Annotated in this window: 18 protein-coding genes and 1 tRNA gene; 5 read left to right on the top strand and 14 right to left on the bottom strand. The window is 51.9% G+C overall.

Translation table 11 applies throughout. The features are described 5' to 3' along the window. Nucleotides 1-171: 171 nt before the first annotated feature. From KTH_RS30180 to KTH_RS30160, 5 genes are all read right to left on the bottom strand, one after another. Nucleotides 172-708 (bottom strand): DUF4870 domain-containing protein, encoded by a 537-nt coding sequence (locus tag KTH_RS30180; protein ID WP_137686233.1) that lies wholly within the window; start codon nucleotides 706-708, stop codon nucleotides 172-174. Between the two features lie 201 nt (nucleotides 709-909). Further along, nucleotides 910-982 (bottom strand) — tRNA-His (locus KTH_RS30175). A gap of 76 nt (nucleotides 983-1,058) precedes the next feature. Beyond that, the gene (locus KTH_RS30170) at nucleotides 1,059-1,958 is read right to left on the bottom strand and encodes a prephenate dehydrogenase (protein WP_497622576.1); all 900 of its coding nucleotides are present in this window, start codon (nucleotides 1,956-1,958) and stop codon (nucleotides 1,059-1,061) included. 35 nt (nucleotides 1,959-1,993) lie between these two features. Next, a complete protein-coding gene (locus KTH_RS30165) occupies nucleotides 1,994-2,776 on the bottom strand; it encodes a hypothetical protein (protein ID WP_497622574.1) in 783 nt (260 codons plus the stop codon). Nucleotides 2,777-2,802: 26 nt separating this feature from the next. Continuing rightward, the gene (locus KTH_RS30160) at nucleotides 2,803-4,053 is read right to left on the bottom strand and encodes a GTPase (protein ID WP_497622572.1); all 1,251 of its coding nucleotides are present in this window, start codon (nucleotides 4,051-4,053) and stop codon (nucleotides 2,803-2,805) included. A gap of 480 nt (nucleotides 4,054-4,533) precedes the next feature. Here KTH_RS30160 and KTH_RS30155 point away from each other — a divergent pair, with 480 nt between their 5' ends. Both KTH_RS30155 and nth read left to right on the top strand, forming a co-directional pair. Then, nucleotides 4,534-4,809 carry a hypothetical protein gene (locus tag KTH_RS30155; protein ID WP_211326146.1) on the top strand — a complete coding sequence of 92 codons (276 nt, stop codon included), beginning with the start codon at nucleotides 4,534-4,536 and terminating at the stop codon, nucleotides 4,807-4,809. Nucleotides 4,810-4,844: 35 nt separating this feature from the next. Further along, nucleotides 4,845-5,516, top strand: coding sequence for an endonuclease III (gene nth, locus KTH_RS30150; protein WP_497622570.1), 672 nt, complete (start codon nucleotides 4,845-4,847; stop codon nucleotides 5,514-5,516). Here nth and KTH_RS30145 read toward each other — a convergent pair. Then, nucleotides 5,513-6,427 carry a diacylglycerol/lipid kinase family protein gene (locus tag KTH_RS30145; protein ID WP_497622568.1) on the bottom strand — a complete coding sequence of 305 codons (915 nt, stop codon included), beginning with the start codon at nucleotides 6,425-6,427 and terminating at the stop codon, nucleotides 5,513-5,515. The genes nth and KTH_RS30145 overlap by 4 nt on opposite strands. A gap of 142 nt (nucleotides 6,428-6,569) precedes the next feature. Here KTH_RS30145 and KTH_RS30140 point away from each other — a divergent pair, with 142 nt between their 5' ends. Then, nucleotides 6,570-6,863, top strand: coding sequence for a putative quinol monooxygenase (locus KTH_RS30140; protein ID WP_170142576.1), 294 nt, complete (start codon nucleotides 6,570-6,572; stop codon nucleotides 6,861-6,863). A gap of 41 nt (nucleotides 6,864-6,904) precedes the next feature. Here KTH_RS30140 and KTH_RS30135 read toward each other — a convergent pair whose 3' ends face one another. The 7 genes from KTH_RS30135 to KTH_RS30105 form a co-directional block, all read right to left on the bottom strand. Then, nucleotides 6,905-7,870, bottom strand: a complete 966-nt coding sequence (locus KTH_RS30135; RefSeq protein WP_497622565.1) for an RIO1 family regulatory kinase/ATPase domain-containing protein — start codon at nucleotides 7,868-7,870, stop codon at nucleotides 6,905-6,907. A gap of 605 nt (nucleotides 7,871-8,475) precedes the next feature. After that, the gene (gene recQ, locus KTH_RS30130) at nucleotides 8,476-10,641 is read right to left on the bottom strand and encodes a DNA helicase RecQ (protein WP_497622563.1); all 2,166 of its coding nucleotides are present in this window, start codon (nucleotides 10,639-10,641) and stop codon (nucleotides 8,476-8,478) included. Between the two features lie 28 nt (nucleotides 10,642-10,669). Beyond that, complete coding sequence (locus KTH_RS30125) at nucleotides 10,670-12,199, bottom strand: YifB family Mg chelatase-like AAA ATPase (RefSeq protein ID WP_497622561.1); 1,530 nt, start codon at nucleotides 12,197-12,199, stop codon at nucleotides 10,670-10,672. A 145-nt stretch (nucleotides 12,200-12,344) separates the two neighbouring features. After that, nucleotides 12,345-13,646: an MFS transporter gene (locus tag KTH_RS30120; protein WP_497622559.1), complete on the bottom strand. Its 1,302-nt coding sequence runs from the start codon at nucleotides 13,644-13,646 to the stop codon at nucleotides 12,345-12,347. Between the two features lie 94 nt (nucleotides 13,647-13,740). Beyond that, nucleotides 13,741-14,028, bottom strand: a complete 288-nt coding sequence (locus KTH_RS30115) for a MoaD/ThiS family protein (RefSeq protein WP_170142575.1) — start codon at nucleotides 14,026-14,028, stop codon at nucleotides 13,741-13,743. A gap of 363 nt (nucleotides 14,029-14,391) precedes the next feature. Next, complete coding sequence (locus tag KTH_RS30110; RefSeq protein WP_111322365.1) at nucleotides 14,392-15,753, bottom strand: ABC transporter ATP-binding protein; 1,362 nt, start codon at nucleotides 15,751-15,753, stop codon at nucleotides 14,392-14,394. Then, the gene (locus KTH_RS30105; RefSeq protein WP_218029611.1) at nucleotides 15,747-16,742 is read right to left on the bottom strand and encodes a FecCD family ABC transporter permease; all 996 of its coding nucleotides are present in this window, start codon (nucleotides 16,740-16,742) and stop codon (nucleotides 15,747-15,749) included. The genes KTH_RS30110 and KTH_RS30105 overlap by 7 nt, the downstream gene beginning before the upstream one ends. 428 nt (nucleotides 16,743-17,170) lie before the next feature. Between KTH_RS30105 and KTH_RS30100 the strand changes: the two genes are divergently transcribed. After that, nucleotides 17,171-17,794, top strand: coding sequence for a flavin reductase family protein (locus tag KTH_RS30100; RefSeq protein WP_111322361.1), 624 nt, complete (start codon nucleotides 17,171-17,173; stop codon nucleotides 17,792-17,794). Then, nucleotides 17,778-18,410: a uracil-DNA glycosylase family protein gene (locus KTH_RS30095; protein WP_111322359.1), complete on the top strand. Its 633-nt coding sequence runs from the start codon at nucleotides 17,778-17,780 to the stop codon at nucleotides 18,408-18,410. Before KTH_RS30100 ends, KTH_RS30095 begins: the two co-directional genes overlap by 17 nt. A 45-nt stretch (nucleotides 18,411-18,455) precedes the next feature. Here the strand turns inward: KTH_RS30095 and KTH_RS30090 are convergent, their stop codons facing one another. After that, nucleotides 18,456-18,863 (bottom strand): iron-sulfur cluster assembly scaffold protein, encoded by a 408-nt coding sequence (locus tag KTH_RS30090; protein WP_111322357.1) that lies wholly within the window; start codon nucleotides 18,861-18,863, stop codon nucleotides 18,456-18,458. Nucleotides 18,864-18,898 lie beyond the last annotated feature (35 nt).

The raw sequence follows: 18,898 nt of genomic DNA, 5'->3' as shown, positions 1-18,898 counted from the left end.
ACTACGCATAACAACTCTCCCATAATATCTAATATCGGGAGAGTTTCTTTTATCCGGAGGGAGAAAAAGAAGAATGCTGTTTCCTGTTGATGGAGGCGCAAAGGGAACAGCATTCTTCACACGTGAACACACCACAAGCGAAAAAGGGTTCTATCTTACTGCTTTATCTGGCTACTTGACGTCTGCTATTGCGCCGTCGGAAGAGGCTTTTGCTGCGATATTTCCGACGACCGGGAACTTATAATACTCGCCTCGGGCAGCCTGAACAATGCCAACAATCCAGCCAATGAAGACAAGCATATTGACGATCAGGAACGTAAAGAATAGAGCTAACGCATAGAATCCACCCAGGAAACCACGCGGGAATAGATCCCAACGATCGAACAAGCCAAACATCGTCACGAAGGCCACATCAAAGAGTGTCGCCAGCCCAAAGAACAACGTGGACTGCAACGCATGGAAACGCACGAATGGGTTTCGGTGACCAAAGAAGAGGCAAACGATCCCGGAGAACCAACCCAGCATATAGCTTCCCACGGCCAGCAGGCGGGTTTCGCTCTCGCCACGAGGGGTAGAGACCGTATAGATAGGTACATAGGTCTGTACTGGCGGCACCACCTGTTGTTGCTGCTGCGCGACATACTGGCGTTCGTACTGTTGTTCCGGTGCCTCGAACCGGTCTCTCCATTCCTGATGATATTGCGTCATCTCTTTCACCTATATCGTTCTTTATAAAAACAGTGCTCGCTTAATTTCTCTCTTTGTTTATCCTGACAGTGATAACTATACTCGTGAGATGTCACAACGATATCGCGAAATTGTCGCAAAACTGTCATCAATGCTCATAGAAATGGAGGAATATCAGAGGATAAAAAAAATCTGACCTCGCAGGTGAGGTCAGATTGTCGGGGTGACCGATGGGGCTCGAACCCACAACCGCTGGAGCCACAATCCAGAGCTCTGCCTATTGAGCTACGGCCACCACACGTCGCATTCGCTTAACGCACCGTCAGTATAGCGGAAGTGTCGCGGCTTGTCAATAGGTTTCGGAAAAAATTTTAGCTTTTCTTTCCATTTCCGCCACAATTGGGCTCAGCCTGATCATGCGATGCTTGCCAGCGCAGGCGTTCCTGTTGAGCTTCAACAAAAACATTCTCAATAGTACGATCGCCCGCAGCAACCATAGAACGTAACGTCTGCAATGTCTCAATATAATCATCCAGGCATTGCACTATAGCTTCACCATTGGTCAGGCAAATATCTCGATACATCTGGGAATTCCCGGCAGCCAGTCGCGTGACATCTCGGAAGCCGCTAGACGCCAGAAGCGCCATCTCTCCCCATGCAGGCGAATTCGCCACGGTCTGGACCAGCGCCGTCGATGCCAGAAACGGCAGATGGCTGATACAGGCAACCTGCTTGTCGTGCTCAGCGGGATCCAGAAAGCGAACGCGGGCACCCAGGGCGCGAATCATGGTAGTGACCATCTCTAACGCGGCGGGATTCGTCTGTGCGGTTGGCGTCAGACAGTACACCCGTCCACAGAAGAGATCGGGATCTGCCGCCTCAACGCCGCTCAGTTCCTTCCCTGCCATCGGATGCCCACCCACAAACGCCACAGAAGAAGGAAGAAACTTTTCAGCCCAGGCGAGAACCTGCCTCTTTGTACTGGCGACATCGGTCACAACCGTCCCGGGAGTCAGAGCCGGGGCAAGGTCCTGTAACAGCGCATGCATCGCTCCAACAGGCGTCGCCAGAACGACCAGATCCGCGCCTCGAACCGCGTCGGGGAGGGCCGTATATGCCTGTTCAATTGCCCCGATTCTGCGAGCATTATCACTGACCCCTTTTCCCAGATCATAGCCCACAACCTCAGATGCCGCTCCTGACCTGCGTAAAGCCAGCCCGATAGATCCCCCGATCAATCCCAGGCCAATAATAGCAACACGAGTAAACATGACTGTTCCCCTTCACTCGTCGATGGTTCGTACAATTAAAAATATGGGAGTTTCTCTACCCATTCTTCACTGTTCGGCCCGAGCGCTGAAACCAGCATAGATGTCACGTCATCGCTCAGCAGGCGTTCACGTTCAACACGATAGAGTGTGAGGAAACGCGGGAGAATCTCCGGGCCATAGGCGCTCAACAGGTCGGCGGCAAACTGTTCTAGCATCAACTGAAAGCCAAGATAATCTTCAGGGTCCGTATCCTCATACCAATCGAAGCTACGCAGCGTAGTAGGTGTCTTTCCATCCGGCTCTATCTCGAAAACGTCCTCATACTCTTCAAACAGATCTTTCTGCACCGTTCCCTGAACATGATCGAGTTGTTGTGAAAGCCATAAAGCGGCAAATGTAACCTGCCACTCATCAGCCCAGAGAGGAGTATCCTCCGGCCACGGGCGCGTATCTTCCATCAAAAAGGCCAACGCGACCGCGTGATAGAGCATAAAAGAAAACTTTTCCGCCGTCAGTTCACCGAAAATACGGTCGATTTCCAGCGGAATAACGATCGTAGGTGGTGTCGTGCTCTCTGTCCAATATGGATGAGGTAACGACGTTTCATCTATATCGTCGCGTGGAGCGGCCTCAAGGTCTTCTGACGCAACCAGCAGGACCTCGAATTCCGGTACCGGTTGCTGTAACAACCGGCCCAGAAGCGAGGCCGCCTTTTCAAGCTTCAGCACAATCTGCCTGGCTTGCGCCTCCTCCCCGGGCGGATAATAGGCCATAATTGGCTCATTGATGGTATGATACTTCTCGTAGGGGAAGAGCATTCTTTCCTCTCTGCCATCCTTTCATACTAGGCTTCTTCAGCGTGTTTTTCCTGACTGAGGGCTTCATCCATTGCCGCAATCGGGTCTTTCTGGCCATCAAGCCGCTCCCGTTCAGCCTCTTTACGCAACTCTTCCGCCTTCTTCTCTTTGCGAAAACGCTGGAAAAAGCTGGTATAGAGCTCACGTAAACGCGTGGGCTTAACCTTCTTGCCACTCTCGTAGTATTCAAGCGCGACCTGACCGATAGACCACGTGGCCGCACCTGCAATTGCCCCGGCCACAAAATCGCCGCCAAACGGTACCAGTTTAGCCGCCTGCTGAGCCAGATAGCGGAATCCCAGACCGCCAGCAATCGTGATAATCAGCTCGCGCGCATGCTTCATCGCATCCTCGGTCTCCATCGGCTCGCCATAGAGTGCCGCCAGACGAAGCACCAGCCGAATCTGTGTTCCGAGCAAGATAGGAATATCCACAAATGGGATCGGCTCAACGCCAGCCGCCAGAGAGATGAGCGCCGAGTTTCTGATAATCCGTTGCGCTGCCGAGCGCCGATACGCCGGTAGCTCGCGCCCAATAGCCAGCGCTGCCTCAGGACTTGCATCAATCACGGCGGGAATCAGTTCCTCGGCCACATTATTGCCGTTTTTCGCCGAAATGGGGATGACGCCGGGAACCCCGAGCAGGACCGCAACTTCGGTTGCAAACTGATCACCCGCCTCGGCATTCTTCAAGGCATCAACCTTGTTCACTGCGACAATCGTTGGCTTATTCAGCTTCTTGATAGCATAATAGAGTTCCCGATCATCTTCCTGAAAACCGCGGGAAGCATCAATCAAAAACACGATCACACTGGCCTGCTGCATACCACTCTCCATTACATCGGGGAGATGACCCGGCGTATCGACCAGCGTAAAGGGGCCAAAGTCCGTCCGCACCAGTGATTTCGTCGTTCCAACCTGCGAAGAGACCGGAGAGAGATTCTGGCCCTTCAGCTTGTTGAACAACGTGCTCTTACCGGTATTCGGCTTTCCAACAATGACAACAGTGTTGTTCAGACCCTGAAGCACCTCTTCCTGTGCGCTCTTCCAGTTTATGGTGCGCATCAGGTTCTGTACCATCGAGATATTCGACGGCAGATTCTTTAATGCGCTTTCTCCAAGCTCTCGGAAGTTCGTCGGACGATTGCTTTTACGAAAAAGACCTTCAGTCAGTTTCTTCTTTGCCTGTTCTTGCTGCTCATCAGGCGTATCAATGTATTTTCTTTTTTTATTAGCCACGTGCTGTATCCTTCCCTCGCACAGCGTTTCGTCTATGAGAGAGCGAGCTACCGGGACAACTTACCAGAGATTATAACTGCCCTGCCACACTCGCGTAAACATTACTAAGACGATATATTGATTACACGGATTCTCAGCCGTCTGGGAGACGCGCCTGTCTCCTTTCTCTCAGTATATCCGTATGGCTCGTCCAGTACAACAAAAGCGTAACGCCTTTCCTAAAACATGTACGAATCAACGTTTTTTCAGTTGAAACAAGCTGCCGGCCTCCCTTTATCTCCGCTCTTTGCGGTATATGGACCCTGACATGAACAGTTCCACAGGCAGCATACTACTTTAGCTCTAAAATACTTCTCAATCTGAACTTTATGCTTGACTCCTGAACCATTTTTCTGACATAATCGAGTGGTAACTTTTCTTTATTTCACCTGCCAACATTCTTTAGGGACGAGAGGCACAACCACCATGCGAGACACCCCGATGCGTAATAAAACATCCGATGAGAAAGACTACCGCGCTGGTTTTTCCCGTGTCATGTGGTTCGCAGAGCAGGCCAAACGGCAAGGATGGAAGCTAAGCGATCGCCAGCTAGTCCACGAGATCATGCAGAGGGAACGAGCCGCACGTATCCGTGACAAAAGTACTCTTCCTATTGTCGGACGCGATGTGCGCTCTGCTGCATGGAATCGCGGGCAGGCAGATGCACTCAGGGCGCTTCTTCGAGCGCAACGAGAACATTATGGCAAGGGACTGTAGCATGTGCTACAGCACCTTCCCGGTGGGGATGCTCTATGGAAGTTGTTGAAACAAGACTGGAACCCGGTACACCGGCACAGGTCCGCCAGATTATAGCAGAACTGCGCCGGCTCTACCCCGATGCCCGCTGTTCCCTGAATTACTCGAATCCTCTTGAATTACTGGTTGCGACACAGCTTTCCGCACAATGTACCGATGAACGAGTAAATAAGGTCACAGCTACGCTCTTTCAAAAATACCGTACTGTTGAAGATTACGCGACAGCCAGTCAGGAAGAGCTGGAGCAGGACATCCGCCCGACTGGCTTCTATCGCAATAAAGCGAAAAATATTCGTGCCGCCTGTCAACGCATCATCACCGAGTTTGGCGGTGAGGTCCCCCGAACAATGAGTGGGCTCCTCAGCCTGGCTGGCGTTGCTCGTAAAACAGCAAATGTCGTCCTGGGAAATGCCTTCGGGATCGTTGAAGGCTTTGTCGTCGATACCCATGTAGGGCGGATCTCGCGTCGACTTGGCTGGACGACCAACACTGATCCGGTCAAAGTGGAGCGCGAGCTAATGCAGATTATTCCACAGCAGGATTGGCTGGACCTGTCCCATTTACTGATATTTCATGGTCGCGCCATCTGTGAAGCCCGCAAGCCACATTGTGAACAGTGCACGCTAGCACCGCTCTGCCCGAGCAGCCCATACCATCAGGGCACTTAAACGCGTACCTGCAAGGCAGCAGGCAGAATAGACGCCTCTATATGGGCTGCTGAGGCGATCTCGCCATCTATCTGCAAGTGAACAGGGCCCCGCGCCTCAATCTGTACAGTCCGTGCCCGATAGAACAGGGCCTCTCTCAAGCCCTCATGCCTGCCCTGTTTCACACGCGGTAACAGTCGCAGCGCTCGAAGCAGCGGTGTGTAGAGAATGGCACATACATCAAAATAGCCGTCAGTATGATCTGCCCGCGGATTGATCCGAAAACCAGCCCCATATGTCGGCCCATTTGAGATGGCCAGCAACACATACTGTTGCTCCACGTGTGCAGTCTCAGCATCCAGCGAGAACGTCAACCGAGGGCACCGATGATACGCAAAGAGGAGCTGCTTCAGGGTGGCTGTATAATAGAGCCGTGCCCCGCTCATTAAAGGATACCTCTTCAAAATCTCCGCCGCTCTCGCAATATCAGCATCCAGACCAACACTGAAAGCATTGATAAAATAGCGCCCGTTTACAATCCCGGCATCCACAGCAAGAGGACTTCCGTTCAAAGCTCGCTCTAAAGCGGCCTCAGGATCACGCGGAAGACCAAGCGTATTGCAAGCATAATCATTGCCCGAACCAGCAGGCACAATCCCTAATGGAACCACACGCCCGCTTGTCAGAATACCGTTCACCACTTCATTCAGAGAGCCATCACCGCCGACAATCACAATTGGACGTCCTTCTCGTGCTGCCTGCCTGGCAAATTCCCGAGCCTCTCCAACCTTCGCGGTTTCAATATATGCAATATCAGCCTGATCGGCCTCGATACGACGACGCACCAGTGACCGATGATACTCCATCCGCCCTCGATTCGCAGCCGGGTTGAGGATGATAAGAGGTCTGGACGACGAAGCGGCTTCCACCATGCGTATGCTCCTCCTTGAGACACATTTCCGCCTGATTGTACCATGTTCGCTCTATCTCTACAATTCATTTTTCCCACAATCCGATAATGAATATGAAAGCTGCTTCGTTCTAGCCCTACCAGAGAAGGAGGATCAAAGCGCGATGTCCTATATCATCACCGCCTACTGGAAAGCGAAAACCGGTCAGGAAGAGGCTATCCTGAATATACTCCGGCAATTCGTGCCACTCTCGCGCAAAGAAGAAGGGTGTCTGGAATATCGAGTTCATCGCTCCGTCCGCGATCCCTGCCTGTTCTTTCTGTATGAGAAATATGTGAGCGCGGATGAGTACGAAGCCCATGTCAACTCATCTCATTTTGAACGCTTTGTCACACAGGAGGCAATGCCGTTACTGGAACATCGAGAACGGGCCTTCTATGAAACACTGGACATCTAAAAATGAGCAGGGAGGCACGAACAACCTCCCTGCCTCAGATGCTAGCCTATCGGACCGACATACTCTGCCCACATCTGCGTAGCGTGAGCGTAGGCGTCAGCTTCAACACCATAGCGTGCAAAGAACTGACACACACGCTCAACATCTCGTAAGAGCAGAGAGAACACTTCTTCCCCATGCCGTGGGTCAACAGCTTGAGCGAAATCAATTACCGAGATCCGGCCATTCCAGTACAAAACATTGTATTCTGAAAGATCACCATGCACCCGGTTGCAGGACAGAAACAGCTCAATGTTCCGCAAGAGCCTCTGAAAGAGGGGCCGCACCTCCTCCCGCTCCAGACGTACCTCGCGCAGAAGCGGGGCCTGACGCTCCAGATTGCCAACATACTCCATCAAGACGGCATTACCGATCTGCGAGTAGGGTTTTGGCACATCTGCTCCGGCTTCATAGAGAAGACGCTGTGTTTCATACTCATAGGCGATCCAGCTTGCAACCTGCAATGCTCGCGCCTGTGTGTTCTTTCTGGACATCACTCGCTTGGCCCGAGAGTCATGCATTGCCTGTTTGAACTCATCGACAACCACACGGTTCATACGATAGATAGCGTCATTGCGTAGACTACGGAACATGCGCGGACGATAGACCTTTGCGGCCAGTAATTCGGCCTGTGTCGAGGGATGTGCGGTGCAGCAAAAAACGGTTGCTTCCTTCCCGCTTTTCGCCACATAAAGCACATCTGTAATCAGATCTTCCTCATAGAACTGGGAGAGCGAAGACTGCAACCAGGCACCATCACGCCGCTTATCGAGCCGCGTCGGGTGGAACTCCTTTGCGCGGCTTGCCTCTTTCTCCTGTAACTTCAACCAGTGCTGTACGTCCTGGCTGGTTTCATAGCTTTCTTTCTTCTCTGGTTTGGGCTTCGATTTGGTTGCCCGCCGCTTCATGGGTTGAAAGCGAGGTTGCGACTCCTCGAAAAAATCGTCTTCGTAATCGTTATAGAACACGCCATTCTCCTTAAAAACACCATATGTTTTTGTTTCCCGCAAGAAAAAGTCAAAAAGGGCATACCTATCCTCCTTTCTTGAGCAGCATAGAGAACTTGCACTCTTTGCTCAGTGGAACAGAACGACGTGCAGTGGGCAGGAAAAGAGTTAATGGATGTGGGAAGATCCTGACCACGGCAACACGAAGCAGCCGAAGAGAGACACGTGGTCAAGAGAAGTGTGCAGTGATAAATACAATTGGGGGAAAAGAATCAACGCCTTTTGAAAAGCTCAAAAAAGCGCGTACTTGTTTTATTCACTTTCGACTCAAGGAGCCATGTGTACTCAGGCTGGCATCTCCACGCCGCTCACACCTACAAGCGCCAATTTGACAGTTACCATTCATACACCTCCTGTAAAATGAAGTCTATGAAAGAGCATACCATATGCTTCCCGTACTTTCAAGAGTACAACCAGCTTGAATAGAAAAGAAGGGAGCTCGCAAGCCCCCTTCCAAAACGTCGCCAAAGCCACACAACAAAAGAAGTAGTCTTCACTGTTTCATGAGTTGATGGCAAGCAGCCTCTACTCTGGCCCTGCTCAAGTCAAGGACCAGTTCCCGAGCATTAGTCGGGAGACTTCACACAGCGGCTTCGTTCAACCGCCCGCACAAGGCAAATCTCATAATACGAATACTTCTGGCCAAGCACTCTCGAAACCACTTCCAGACGCTCTTCACCAACAAACGCCAGCACTTCCGCAATACGTTCATAGCGTTCTGGTATCACCAGTTTAGAAATGTCAACCGGCTCTCCGGCTTCGATTAATGCTACCAGCCAGAAGATCACACGCGAAACATTAGTGCGTTTATAGGCCGCAATACACTCGGGGCTATACCCCTTTTGATGAAGTAGTAGGACCTGTTGATATATGGGCTGCTTGACCAACTCAACAAGCGCTGTACTAGGATGCCAATCGGTTTCCAGAAAGACATTATGCTTGCGGCAATACATGCGGATCGCTGCAATAAAGCTGCATGCATATCGCTCTATGCTATAGTCGCTTGCCCCGGGAATGCGCGCAAATGCTTCGGCATGCTGTGGGCGCTGCTGTGCCATCGCCTTCAGACTCACATCCGAGAAAATCTTGTATGGAGCTACCTCATAGGCACTCGCAACCTGTTTACGAAAATGGCGCAGAAACTCGAACAGGCGTGTCTCCTCCTCTTGCAGAGGATCGAGCCGGGCATCCGGGAGCTTTTGCTGCTTTGCGATCAACACAGAAGCATTCCCCCGGAGCACTTCACGTGAGCGCTCATTCAACAGGATGACAGGAAAGCCGTCTTCTTTTTCTTCAAGCACGCCCTCAAACAGCAACTCTCGTCCAAGATAGAACCACTCATCAGGAGAAAGCTGCTTGCCAGCGCCATACGAACGAAGCTGATGGTGATTGTAGGCCCGCACTCTCTGATCCTCTACGCCACAGAGAATATGGATCAAATGGGAGAGGCCAAAATGCTCACCGGTTTCCTGTACGCAGGTTAACAGAGTTTGAGCATCGAGCGTGCGGTCTTCCATCTCCATAGGGTGCAGACAGTTATCACAGGCAGCACAGGGCCCCTGAAGCCCGGTCTCACCGAAATAGTGCAGAATAATCTGACGACGGCAAGTGTGACTTTCACAATAGGTAAGCATTTTGCGCAACTGGTAGCGAGCAAACCGACGAGCCTGCATGTCATGAAGCTGTGAAATCCGATACTCAATCTTGTAGCGGTCGCTCTTCGAGAAAAAGATGAGGCAATGGGCTGGGAGGCCATCGCGTCCGGCACGTCCTGACTCCTGATAGTAGCTCTCCAGATTAGCAGGAAGGTCGTAGTGAATCACCATCCGCACATCAGGCTTGGCAATGCCCATGCCAAAAGCAATCGTTGCCACCAGCACCCGCACCTGATCGCTGATAAAGAGTTCCTGATGCTTCTGCCGCACTTCCGCTTCCATACCGGCGTGGTAGGGCAAGGCATTGATCTGATCCTGACGTAAGCGCTGGCTTAGCTCATCCACCGCTTTGCGAGTGGCACAATAGATGATAATGGATTCAGCGGTGTGTTGCCGGAGCAGTTCCAGCATCTCTGGATACACATTCAGCGTCTTCGGGCGAACCTCGTACTGCAAATTTGGGCGATTAAAACTTGCGATATGAATATATGGATGTATCAATCTCAGTTGCTCGACGATATCCTGCCGCACCTGCTTCGTAGCTGAAGCGGTCAGTGCCAGTACAGGGAGACGCGGGTATCGTTCGCGTAAGCGCCAGAGCTGGCGATATTCTGGCCGAAAATCATGTCCCCACTGGCTGATACAGTGCGCTTCGTCCACAGCCAGCAACGAGAGCCCCACACGCTGCTCAATCCGGTCCAGCAATTGAAGAAATTTCTGCATTACCACCCGCTCAGGCGCAAGGTACAGCAGCTTGATCTCACCCCGCAACACGAGTTGTAGCCTCGTCTCACGTTCCTGTTCGTTGAGCAGTCCATTCACACAGGTTGCTGCGATGTGCTGTTCGTTCAGCCGCATCACCTGGTCCTGCATCAAGGCAACCAGAGGAGAAATAACGATGGTAACGCCTGGCAACAACAGAGCCGGTAGCTGATAGGTCAATGACTTCCCGCCCCCGGTTGGCATCACGGCTAATGCGTCACGACCGCACAAAACGTGCTCAATGATATCACGCTGTCCCGGCAGAAAATCCGCATAGGCGAACACAGAGCGCAACGTTTCAAGGACAGTATCCACGGTTCCCCTCCCTCATCAACCAATACTTCTACAGACCAACTTTCGGCCTGTACTGAATTGCCTCCGCCAGATGCTGCGCCGCAATCACATCACTGCCTGCCAGATCAGCAATTGTTAACGCGAGCTTCAAAATGCGGTGAAAGGCCCGCGCTGAAAGGTGAAGCTGCTGCATCGCTCCTTTCAGCAGGCTTTCGCCTGCGGAGTCTACCTGACAAAATCGGCTTACCTCTGAAGGCCCCATCTCTGCGTTGCAGGTAAGTGCAGTGCCCCGAAAACGCTGTTCCTGCCTCTCACGGGCCTCCTGAACACGAGCTCGAATTGCAGCAGAATCCTCAATCTTCCGCTTATCAGCCAGCTTCTCATAATCAACACGTGGCACCTCGATATGAATATCAAAACGATCGAGCAGCGGACCACTGAGGCGTTTCTGATACCGGCCTATTGACGTTTGCGAACAAGTACATTCATGTGCAGGATCGGTTAGAAAGCCACAGGGACAGGGATTCATGGCCGCTACCAGCATAAAGTTTGCTGGATAGGAGAAGGTCCCGTTTGCCCGTGAAATCGTCACAATCTTGTCTTCCAGCGGCTGTCGCAGGGATTCAAGCGCAACTTGTGCAAACTCTGGCAGTTCATCAAGAAAGAGAATCCCACGATGAGCAAGGCTGATCTCACCAGGGCGCGGTATCCGTCCCCCGCCAACAAGTCCCGCATGGCTTACTGTGTGGTGTGGAGCCCGAAACGGACGCTGCATGATTAAAGGTATCCCGGGGGGCAATAACCCACTCACGCTATAAACCCGGGTCACGTCTAACGCCTCCTCGATCCGCATACGAGGGAGAATAGAGGGAAGCGAGCGTGCGAGCAGCGTTTTCCCGGCTCCCGGGGGACCACTCATCAGAATATTATGACCACCACTGGCCGCCACCTCAAGTGCCCGCTTGACATGTTCCTGCCCACGGATCGCGGCCATATCGATCGAGAAGTCCTGTTTTTCCAGTACAGAGAAGAGATCTGGATCACGTTTATATTGCTCAATATACTGTTCGCCGTTTAAGTGGGCGACAAGTTCAGCCAGTGTGCGGACAGGAAAGACAGCAACTCCATCGACAAGCGAGGCCTCCATTGCATCTGTTGCAGGGACAAACACTGCCTTAATATTCATCTCGCGGGCCAGCGCCACCATCGGGAGAACCCCGGTTGTATGCTTCACAGACCCATCCAACGAGAGCTCGCCCAGGAATAGACTTTCCTCGATTATCTGGCGCTGCGTGATCTGTCCCGCAGCCAGCAGGATCGCGATCGCGATAGGTAAATCAAAGGATGGCCCTTCTTTGCGCAAATCGGCAGGGGCCAGATTCACGGTGATACGTCTGACAGGAAAGAGACAGCCGCTGTTCTTAATGGCAGCACGAACACGTTCCTTCGCCTCATTGACCGCGGCGTCTGGAAGCCCAACAATGGAGAAGCCTGCAAGCCCTTGCGCAACGTCAACCTCTACCTCGATAAGGGCGCCATCCAGACCAACAATCGCACAACTACAAACCTTTGCCAGCATAGAACATCTTCTTCCTCCTCATCATCACAAACATTTATCCTATTTTCCATGATTATGCCACAAATATTAGCACTTTTGCAACTATTGGCCCATAAGTACTTTCTGTCTCTTTTACACAAGAATACAAAGTTACGTGAGTAGCCCGTTATTTTGCCTTTATCTTCAAAAGTGAGGGCACAAAAACAGCAACAAGCACCGTTGCAAGCATACACCCGATGCCGCCACTGACCACTGAAATTTGAGGAGTAGCCAGCCCGGCCACCATACCGGACTCGAATTGTCCTAACATCGGCCCACCAATCACAAACATTGCATTCACCGCATTGATACGCCCGCGATACTCGTCAGGAGTGGTTAACTGCACAATCAACCCGCGTAGAATCATACTAACCATATCCGCAGCCCCTGCACCCGCTAGAAACAGCACAGAGAGCCAGAGCGGTCCAGGTAATATCCCGAACAGGATAATGCACAGGCCCCAGACAAGCACCGCCAGAAAAACGCCCAGTCCCTGCCGCCGAATGCGTTGAATCAGCCCGGTAAAGGGTGTCAGAACAATCGCGCCAATCGAGGTAGCGGCAACCAGAACCCCCAATCCTTGAGCGCCCACATGCAGAATATCGTTCGCATACACCGGGTACAGAGCCTTTGGAGAGCCCAGAAAGGTAGCGAAGAAGTCAATAGTCAGCACGCCCAGAATGATCGGCTGCTGCCACAGATAGCGCAGACCATCTCGCAACGCAGCAATACTCGATTGCTCCTGGAGCTTGCGCTCGACAGCCGGTACAACCAACAAGAGCAGCGAACCAATTACCACTGCATAGGAGAACACATCAATCCAGTAGGTCGCCACAACGCCAAGCTGTCCAAGCACATAGCCGCCCGCAGCAGAACCAATAACGACCGTCAGTTGCATCACAACCATGCTTAACGAGACAGCGCTAGCTATCTGAGAACGGGGCACCAAAGTGGGAATCATTGCCTGTCTGGCGGGGAACTCAAAGGCCGAGACAAAGGCAGAAATCAGAACCACCGCATACACAATCGAGATATTGATCACTTTGAATGCAGTAGTAACAGCCAGAACAGCGGATAGAAGCGCCATCATCACTTCAATCAGCAACAGCAGTTTTCGGCGGTCAAATCGATCTGCGAAAACGCCTCCAAGCAACGAAAAGAGCAACCTGGGAATAGCCTGTAATAACCCGATCGCTCCAAGCACCACAGCGGAATGAGTCAACTCATAGACCTGCCAGGAGACAGCAATAATCTGCATCTGCGTTCCTGCCGTCGAAATAAGCTGTCCCCAGAAAAGCAGCGCAAAATTACGGTTGCGCAAGACACTCCAATAGCCGGGAGCAGGTTGCACAGCGGACGTCTCAGGTTGACGCTGAAGAGAGACGTTTCCCTTCTCGGCATCCGGCTCCTCGGAGAATCCTGTTTTCATGTATTATTCCTGATAGAGAATTTTTGCCTGTATTCACGCCAGTACGAGGCTGGCGAACACACAACAGGATAAGCCCCGGATCATCTCTTTTTGCTTATGCATTAAACGCCGGGAGCACAATCACCTCTTGCCCGGGTGTGAGTGGGATATGAAGACCCCTGGCCCCACTGATCAATTCATTATTCACGAAGATCTGCACATGCTCGCGCACATGTCCCTGTTCGGTGCAGAGGCACTCCCAGATTGCCGGATGATGCAATCGAAGTTGTTCTAGCAACTGCTGCACCGTCTCGGCTTTGAGAAAAATCTGACTTTTCCCTCCACTATATGCGCTTAGCGTTGAGGGTAAACGGAGCGTTACAAACAATGCATCATTACTCATAATCGGGCCCGATCCTTGCTGTCTCTTTTGCATCTATACATAAGAACGCACGAAAATCGCAAGGTCCATTCTCGCTGCCTCGGTTTTCGATGCTCTCTCATATATGGCAAAGTATAGGGTCTGTCAGCGGCGATTGCAAGCATTTTTCACCAAAATATTGCACCTTGACTGTATTTTTTGCTGGAAAGATTGTACATCATCCTTTGCTGTATCCTATTCTGGCACACACCGTCATCCGGTCGGCACTGCATTGAAGGTCGCACAGACATACTGAAAAGAGAGTACAATAACTTCCTCTATTTTTAATTGAGCCGATACATGCAATCCCTTACAGGGCCTTTTCTATTAAAGTTGCCAGGATTTCTATTGTAGGGAAAGAAAGGTCTCATCAGCAAGCTGTTTCTTCGCACATTCCAGCGCCTCGCTCACTGAAGTAACGACGGTCGCACCGGCCTGGCGCAACAACATCAGTAAACGCGTCCCCTTGCCTTCAGTATAATCGCGAGGAAGAATGGCTTCTAAGCTTTCTTCCTGTCCCTCGGATACCTGCTCTTCCAGCATGATAACAGACAACCCGCGCTGAGCCGCAAACAGCGCTTCACGCAACAACGCGAGATTCCCCGCACCGATGGGAACAGGGCAGAGAATCAACAAGGCAACGCTGCGTAAGCTCGCTCGTACCTGATCCAGCACCGCGGAGGAAATAGGCGCATAAGGTTGTTCGGTGATGACCTCGGTCGCCAGATGCAGCGCCAGCGTGTGATCACTATCGCCGATATTAAGCGCTCCCGCGACAAAGGGAATATGCGCATCAGCCAGAGCTCGCATCATCACCTCGCCGGAACCACCACCTGCGATGACATGCACAACCGGTCGCTCAGGTAGCCCTCTCTTCTCTTCCAGCACGGGCGGCAATACGCTTAAATGAGCGCTTCCCCGCATAATTCCGACCTGCACATCAACACCATACACCCGACGCAATAATGCAGGGTCCAGCACCTCCGCCGGATTGGAATCAGCAACGATTCCACGTTGAAACAGAATCAGGCGCGGGAAGTAGCGGGCCGCGAGGTTCAAATCATGGAGCGCTGCGAGCACTGTCACCTTATGCTCCCTGTTCAGCCTGCGCACCAGTTCAAGGGTCTCTATCTGATACTTGATATCCAGGTGCGCTGTTGGCTCATCAAGAAGCAACACCGACGGCTCCTGCGCAAGCGCCATCGCCACCAGAACCCGCTGACGCTCACCACCGCTCAACTCATTGAAAATCCGCTCAGCCAGATCAGCCACGCCCGCGATCGCCATCGCCTCCTGTACCGCCTCGCGATCCCGGCTCCCCTGAGAGCCAAAAAACGACCGAATAAACGGGGTACGGCCCATTTCAACCATATGTTTGACCGTAAAGGCAAAAGGCATATGCAGTTCCTGCGGCACAACGGCGATACGTTGGGCAACATCGCGCCGTCCCCACTGGCGCAGTTCACGGCCTTCTAGCAGAATCTGCCCTTTCCAGGGTTGAAAAATGCCGCTTAAGAGCCGTAGCAGGGTCGTCTTTCCAGAACCATTCGGGCCAAGCAACCCGACCATTTCGCCCGTCTGAATGGCAAGAGAGACCTCATGCAGTAACTCCTGGCGATTGTAGCCAAAGGTCACATCTCTGGCCTGCAACAACGGAACAGAAGAGGCGACATCCAGACCCTGTCGTGTCTCAGTCTCTGCTACCATCTATACTCTCTCTTACTACGTCGCAATAAAAACAAGAAGAAGGGCGCCCCTACCAGCGCCGTAAAAATGCCGACAGGCAGGACAGCCGGGGCAATAACCGTACGCGACAACAAATCGGCCAGAATCAGGAAAATAGCCCCTCCCAGAGCCGAGGCAGGAAGCAATGAACGATGCTCTGGCCCAAGCAAGAGCCGCATTACATGGGGTGTTACCAGCCCAACGAAACCGATCAGGCCACTAATCGACACAGCTGCCGCGGTCATCAGTGAGGCCACTACCACAATTCCGAACTTCCATGCCTCCACATTGAGTCCTAGAGCAGTTGCGCTCTCTTCCCCTAGCGCCAGCGCATCCAGCACCCGCGTCAGACTCAAAGCAAGCACCAGCCCGAGCAGCACCAACACAGCAGCAATCAGAACCGGATACCAGCTTGTCACAGCAATTTCACCGGATAACCAGTTGAACAGCGCCTGAAAAGGGAAATCCGCCCGAGGGAAAAGCGACAGCAACAGCGTCTGAAGCGCTACCAGCACAGAATTAACTACCACGCCGGCTAACAATAAGGTCACAACTGGTGTCTGCCCCTGGACTCGTGCCAGCGCATATACAAAAAGTACTGTCAGGATTGCCCCCACAAAGGCTAAAACAGCCGTTGCCGGGAACAGCGTTCCCAATGCAGCAACTGGCAAAATAAAGGAAAGCGTCGCACCCAGTGCGGCCCCCGAAGATGTGCCGATCAGAAAGGGATCAGCCAACGGATTACGCAAAATGCCCTGAAAGAGCGCCCCTGCAACCGCTAATGCAGCCCCCACCAGTGCCGATCCAACAACAACAGGCATGCGCACATTCCAGATTATCACTTCAATTGAAGAATCCCATGATGGGACAAAATGAAATAGCCTGGTCCCATTCAACACCACCTTGACAATGGTTGCCAGAGGGATCGCCGTTGAACCAACACTCACTGAGAGTAAAAGGGCTAGCAGCAAGCTTATGCTCAATACACATAAAATGATAGGCAAAGGTATATAGCGCCTCCGCTGCGATTGTTCCAATAATGATCGGGAAAAAGGTGTTTCTGTTTTCATCAGCGTTCTACTTTAATACCTCAAAAACTACAGCTAGTATAGACAGACGACTAAAGATGTGTCAATCAAATACCGATTACAAAGACAGATATGCTGTACGCTCTTCCCCTCATCCTTCGTCTAAAGTCCTACAAGTGGACTGACCTTCTGTACAGTTGACAAGAAGGACGCCAGAGGATGATACTACATACAAAGAATAGCCACCCTGGCAATAAATAGCACAAAGAGCGTGCTTTTGCCCATAAACACAGTGATTTACGCCAACACGAGTTCAAAGGAGAAACAAAGCAGGCGTTCCTACTGTGGAAACAGTTAGAGGTTTTTGATAGATGGCAATAGAAAAAGATTTCTTCCGGCAGGTGATGGGACGCTTTGCAACAGGTGTTACCATCGTTACAACCCAATGTCAGGGAAAGATAAGCGGCCTGACCGTCAATGCGTTTTGCTCTGTTTCGCTCCATCCCCCGCTTGTCCTTGTATGTATTGAGCAGAACAGCCATTCCCTTCCGATTATGCGTGAAGGCAAAAATTTCGCGGTCAATATTCTGACACAGGAACAAAAAAGCCTGTCCACTGGCTTTGCAACACCATCAGTAGAGCGGTTTGAGCATTTCTGCTATGCAGAATACCGGACCGTCGCCACCGGAGCGCCCATTTTAAAAGATACGCTGGCTTTTGTCGATACCCGCATTGTCGCAGAATATCCCGGCGGAGACCATATCATTTTTTTGGGACAGGTAGAAGCTATGGGTATTCAAGACCATATTGTTTTTGCTGATGATAGCCTGCAAGAGAAGGTCTCAACATTGAGTTTTAATCACCATTATACACAAGAAGAAAGCTTACCACTGCTTTTCTATAAAGGCCAGTACCGCCAGATGGCAGAAGCCCTGCAAAAACCAGGCGTGCCGTCAGCGGCCCTCCCAACAACCGCACATGAACAAACAGACTGATCCGGATATCGCAAGAGAAACCGAACTACAGATACTACAAGCCAATATTCTTGCCTGTCGCAAATGTCAACTTCAGGGCTTTATTCCTTGTGCCCAACCCATCGTCAAAGGACGAACAAGCGACCGTATCTTCGTTATTGGGCAGGCTCCGGGGCATCGCTCAGTAGCGAACAAGCTTCCCTGGAGCGGACCAGCAGGGCGTCTCCTTCAAAAATGGCTGGAAAAGGCAGGCTTCCCACCCAATTATCTCTATGAGCACTGTTATTTGAGCTCATTGACACATTGCGATCCAGGCAAAAACCCGCGCGGAAACGGAGATCGCAAACCTTCGCCGCAGGAACTTGCTCTCTGCCGCCCATTTCTGGAAGCCGAGCTTCGTCTGGTACAGCCCCGAATCGTGCTTCTGGTTGGCACGATGGCAATTGAAGCGTTTCTGGGCCAGAAAATCCGGCTTCAAGACGTCGTCGGCACCTACCAAGAGCAACAGGAGATGCTCTTCCTTCCGCTTCCGCACCCATCTGGCGTGAGTCGCTGGTTGAACGCCCCAGAAAATCAGCGGCTGGTTCATCGGGCGCTAGACCTCCTTGCCAGATGGCGGCAGGAATATCAGCTTTAAAAGAAAAAAGCAGCAGCCTTGTTTGATCGCTGCTGCTGCTTTCTTTTATGCGATATCGCTTTGCTTTGCTTTTTGCTTCATCACGAACTCATGCACGCCGCGCTTGAGTGTTCCTAGCGCCAGTGTCGCACAGGTCGGGCGGGTCATGACCAATTCACGCCCGAGTTGATCCATCAGATCTTCAAAGCTCATCGCCTCGATCTCTTCGGGCGTCATTCCCTGCACCAGTTCGGACACATAGGAAGCGGCAGCCTGACTGATTGTGCAGCCTTCACCATGCCAGGCCACCTCTTCCAACTTGCCCTCTGGATTAAAGCGCGCCTGCATAGTAATCACATCAGCACAACCGGGATTCCCACCGCTTAGATTGACATCGGGATGCTCGATCTCACCTTTATTGCGTGGGTTCTCATAGTGATCTACCAGAAATTCGATAGCCTCTTGACGGTCCAAGATATATCCTCCTCACGGGTGAGGGAGAGCGCACA

The organism is Thermosporothrix sp. COM3, from assembly GCF_059696735.1.
The sequence above is the reverse complement of the archived record's forward strand: the minus strand, read 5'-3'. Positions and strand labels throughout refer to the sequence as shown.